This window comes from Deltaproteobacteria bacterium (assembly GCA_016218975.1).
Lineage (GTDB): Bacteria > Desulfobacterota > Deferrimicrobia > Deferrimicrobiales > Deferrimicrobiaceae > JAENIX01.
Map to the genome: position 1 here is coordinate 1 of JACRCO010000033.1, position 4,431 is coordinate 4,431.

A 4,431-nucleotide genomic window follows, 5' to 3' on the forward strand; every position below is an offset into this window, starting at 1 on the left:
AAAACCAATGGAGGCGATTTATGAACTCGTCCATCCAAGGGATCATGAATTGGAGATAGGCCAAGGGCAGGGCCAATGGCTTGAGATACTCCCAGCCCCACACAAAGAGGATCATCCCTGGCAACAAGATCAGGAGGGACAGGGAGGCGTCGGAATCTGATCCGACCCCGCTTTCCCGGGGCGATAACGCGACGACGGGCAATTTCAATCGAGGTATCCTCCTTCTTTTCCCATCAACGCTAAGGGGGGACGGATGCCGGCGGAGAGATTGCCCATGCGCAAGACCAAGGAAGTTCTTCGACTGAAGTTCGCCTGCGGGCTCAGCGATCGCCAGATCGCAAGGAGCTGTGCGATCGCCCGGAGCACCGTAGGAGAGTATCTGAGGCGTTTCGCCCAGGCGAGCCTGTCTTGGCCCCTCTCCGAGGAGATCGACGATGGCCAACTGGACCGGCTCCTGTTCCCGCCGCTGTCGTCTTTGCCCCCGCCTCTTTCCCGCCCGCTGCCGTCCTGGCCCCAGCTGAACGGTGAGCTTCGGAAGAAGGGCGTGACCCTGATGCTTCTTTGGGAGGAGTACCGCGACCTGCATCCCGAAGGGTACGGCTACAATCGGTTCTGCGACCACTACCGGCTCTGGCTGGGCAAGCGGGACCTGGTACTTCGCCAGGAGTACAAGGCCGGCCAGAAGATGTTCGTCGATTACGCGGGAAAGACCATGGAGGTCGTCGATCCCGCCACCGGCGAGGTCAAAGAAGCCCAGATCTTCGTGTCGGTCCTGGGGGGCTCCAATTACACCTTCGCGGAGGCGACCTGGACGCAGACTCTCCCCGACTGGATCGGCTCCCACGTCAGGGCCTTCGAATACTTTCAAGGGTCCTGCGACGAGTTGATCCCCGATTATGTGGAACGCCACATAATCGGGGTTATGTGCCCTTCACCGTTATGTGCCCGAACCTACGGAAGCCCCCGCGCCCTGTGGGTTGTGGGCGCGGAGGCGGGAACATAATCGATCACAGATTTTGAAGCCATTCGAGCAATACGGCGTCCTCTTGCCAGACAGATCTTCGGGGGAGTTCCGCCGAAGAACTCATAGGCGGCTGGCAGGTTCGAAGGGCTTCCTCCTTGGCGCGGATGTTGATCTCGGCGTACCGGTTCGTGGTCTCAAGACTCACGTGGCCAAGCCAGCCTCGAATCACGTTGACCTCCACGCCGGCTTCGAGAAGGTGGACAGCGGTCGTGTGCCTGAACACGTGCGGGGAGAGCCGGCGAGACGGCGCGCTTGGCGTGGAAGACAGAAGATCCCCGTGGCGTCTGACGATCTTGTAGATTCCGAAGCGCGTCAGGGGGCGCCCCTGGCGAGACGCGAAAACAGGATCTCCCGGGCCCACGGGGCTGCGCCTTTCGGCGAGGACGTTGCGAAGAAGAGTTACGGTCTCAGGCCACAGTGGACAGAGCCTCCACTTGTCTCCCTTGCCATGGAGGCGAACGCGCGGCTGAGGACAAAGTTCCAGGTTCTCGACACGAAGCCCAGCCACTTCCTGGACGCGGGCACCCGTGTTGTAAAGGAACAGAAGGAGGGCCCGATCCCGCAGGGCCAGGCGCCCTCGTTTGGGAAGATGGGCGAAGAGGAAATGGACCTCGTCCCGTTCCAGGAAGTACGTCTCGGGAGGAGAGGTTCGCTTGGTCGGAATGGCGGCCACCCGCTGGGTCTCTGCCAGGGCCTCCGGCGTGCGGCTGGCCAAGTACTCGAAGAACATGCGTAGCGCCGCCAGTCGGTGGTTGCGGGTAGCCGGCCGATTCTCCCGATCGGCCTCGATGTGGCGCAGGAAACCCAGAACCCGGTCCGCCGTAAGATCGGACATGGACAGCCGGGAGAGCCTTCGGCGGCAGTCCCTGGCGGCAAAGCAAAGGAACAGCCGCACGGCGTCCCGGTAGCTCTTGACCGATGCGGGACGTAAGCCTTTCTGGACCTTCAGATGGTCTTCGAAGAACGAGCGGATGAGGCCACCCAGAGTCGGCGCGGTCATCAGAGGCCCCCTCCAAAGAGTACGGGCGCCGCGAAGCGCTCGAAACGGTCCGACGCCTCACTGAGAAGCTCGGCCGTGATCGTGAGGTAAACCGCGGTAGAGCTGGGCTCAACGTGTCCCAGGAAGGTGGAGAGATGGATGAGGCGGTCTGCCGGGTTGATACCGGAGCGGTACCACCGAAGGAGCGTGGCCACCGCGAATGAATGACGAAGGTCATGAAGCCTCGGGGGCGCAACACCCTGGGGAGGCGCGAATGCCAGGGACGTCGCCAAGCCGTGAAAGACCTGTGAAATCGTCATCGGGTTCACATGCCTGTTGGCGGTAAAGGAGAAGACGGGAGCGTCAGGCGCAAGAGGCCCCCGGTCGGCCTCGAACTGGTCAAGGTACTCGGAAAGACGTTCCGCCAAGCGTGGCCCCATCGGAACGAGCCGGCTCTTGGAGAACTTCGTATGACGAATGATGAGCAGGCGACGGGAAAGGTCCACGTCGGAACGGCAAAGACACGCGACCTCCCCCACCCGGAGACCGAGACCAAAGAGGAGCGCGAAGATCATGGGATAGACGCGACCCCGTCCGACTCCGCGGGGATTATCGGGCAGGCGCTCGGCTGCTTCCAGGAGCCGCTTCGCAGCCGGAACATCGAACAGAAACGGTGTCCGATACGAGGTGGCGCGCCGGGGACGGGTCTGAACGGGGTTCCGGGAGAGTGTACCTTGGGCGATCATCCACCCGAACAACCGCCGTGTAACACCGAGCAGGTGGTTGTAGCTCCGGGGCCGGGTACGTCGCCGGGTGGCAAGAAATGCTTCCACGACCGCCGGGGTGATTGCGTCGATGGTTGCGATCCCCTGGTTAACAAGATAACGGTCGAAAAGTCTAAGGGCCGCCTCCTCGGTCCAGAATCTGCGTCCCAGGGCGCGCTTGTGAGCAAGGAAGGCTTTGATCGTATCGGCCAAGGGGCTCTTGAAGTCCGTCCATCGGCGCTTCATGAGATCTCCTCCCCCGGTCCCAGCGCCACCTCTCGAAGGCTCTCCACGTCCAGCTTGGTGTAGATCTCGGTGGAATCTGGGGACCGGTGCCCCACGTAATCGCCGATGGTCTTTAAGGAGAAGTGGGCGTCCACCAGCCGTTGGACGCAGGTATGCCGAAGCGTGTGGGACCCCGGCCTCACCACGGAAATGCCGGCCTTGCGGATGTACTGGGATGCGCATAGGCCGACGACATGCTGGGTGATCGGCGTGCGAGGTGCGACGACACGGAGGAAGATATGCCGGTCGGAGGTCTCGGGGCGTCCGTTCCGAAGATAGTCGAGGATGGCTTCCCCGACGATCGGCGAGAGGGGGTAAGCCGTGGAGTGACCGGCCTTGCGGTCCGGTACCCGAAGACGCTCGCGCTTCCAGTCGATATGGTCCAAGGTAAGATGCGCCACCTCCCCGCCCCGCAGGCCGTACGTCACGAGCAGGAGAAGCATGGCGTAATCCCGTCGGCCCTTGGCGGTGCGGCGGTCGACCGCCTCCAACATCCGGCGCACCTCGTCCCAGGAGATGGACCGGGGAATGCCGGAGAGGCGGTACTTCTGCGGCCCTTCGACAGAGCTGCTCAAGTCGCGGGCGATCACTCTCTCCCGGTGTAGGTAGCGAAGAAACACGCGAAGGGTGCTGCACAGCGTCGCGAGGGTTGACTTGCCGGTGCACCGCCCCCGGGCGTGCATCTGGGTGACGTAGCCGCCCAGCACCGCGGGGTAGAGATCCTGCAGGTTCTTGAGTCCGATGCTGCCGAGGTAGCCTTCAAACGCCCTCAGGTAGTGGGCGTAGTGGTAAATCGCAGCCGGTTTAAGACCACGCTCTTCGCGAAGGTAGCGGAAAAAGCCGGGAGCTTGAGCGGTGAAGGGATCCTGGACACGGGGTCGACGCCCGATGCCGCGATACTCCGGCAGAATGAGACGAAGCATCTGTTGGACGGGGTTGCGGGCTTCATCCTCGGCCCACTGCTGCTGACGGGCCGTCGGGTAGTTGCGGCCATGTTCCTCCAGCCAGAACTTGCCGAAGGGACCCACGTGCTCGGGCAGATCCCGCCAGGTCTTCGCGCCGCGGCGTCGAGCGAACTCTCCAAAGCGCACGATGATCGGTACGCGGCGGAAGACGTTCCGCGAGGCGTAACCTTCCGCTGTGAGCCAGGCGACGTAGCGCTCCACCGGCTCGGCGATCCATGAGGCTCGCAGACGGTCAATGGTGGCGGGCTTGAGAAAGTAGCGTTCCAGCATGGCAACCTCCATTCCGTGAGAGTGGGATGGAGATCAGCATGAAACGAAACCTCTCGTTATGTTGCCTCACTTAAGCGCAACTGCTCGTCAGGAGGGAACTTCTTGAAGGAAGGGCACATAACGGTGAAGGGCACATAACCCGGA

General features: G+C 62.4%; 5 protein-coding genes. 1 reads left to right on the forward strand and 4 read right to left on the reverse strand.

Annotation, left to right across the window (positions count from 1 at the left end):
- The coding region (locus tag HY896_03890) for an archaeosortase/exosortase family protein (GenBank protein MBI5575484.1) at positions 1-208 on the reverse strand (208 nt) is incomplete at its 3' end.
- A gap of 66 nt (positions 209-274) precedes the next feature.
- Here HY896_03890 and HY896_03895 point away from each other — a divergent pair.
- Positions 275-1,003 (forward strand): transposase, encoded by a 729-nt coding sequence (locus tag HY896_03895; protein ID MBI5575485.1) that lies wholly within the window; start codon positions 275-277, stop codon positions 1,001-1,003.
- 4 nt (positions 1,004-1,007) lie between these two features.
- Here HY896_03895 and HY896_03900 read toward each other — a convergent pair whose 3' ends face one another.
- The 3 genes from HY896_03900 to HY896_03910 are packed head-to-tail and all read right to left on the reverse strand — an operon-like array spanning position 1,008 to position 4,287.
- Positions 1,008-2,024 (reverse strand): tyrosine-type recombinase/integrase, encoded by a 1,017-nt coding sequence (locus HY896_03900; protein MBI5575486.1) that lies wholly within the window; start codon positions 2,022-2,024, stop codon positions 1,008-1,010.
- Complete coding sequence (locus HY896_03905) at positions 2,024-3,013, reverse strand: tyrosine-type recombinase/integrase (GenBank protein ID MBI5575487.1); 990 nt, start codon at positions 3,011-3,013, stop codon at positions 2,024-2,026. Before HY896_03905 ends, HY896_03900 begins: the two co-directional genes overlap by 1 nt.
- Positions 3,010-4,287 carry a tyrosine-type recombinase/integrase gene (locus HY896_03910; GenBank protein MBI5575488.1) on the reverse strand — a complete coding sequence of 426 codons (1,278 nt, stop codon included), beginning with the start codon at positions 4,285-4,287 and terminating at the stop codon, positions 3,010-3,012. The genes HY896_03905 and HY896_03910 overlap by 4 nt, the downstream gene beginning before the upstream one ends.
- Positions 4,288-4,431: the final 144 nt, after the last annotated feature.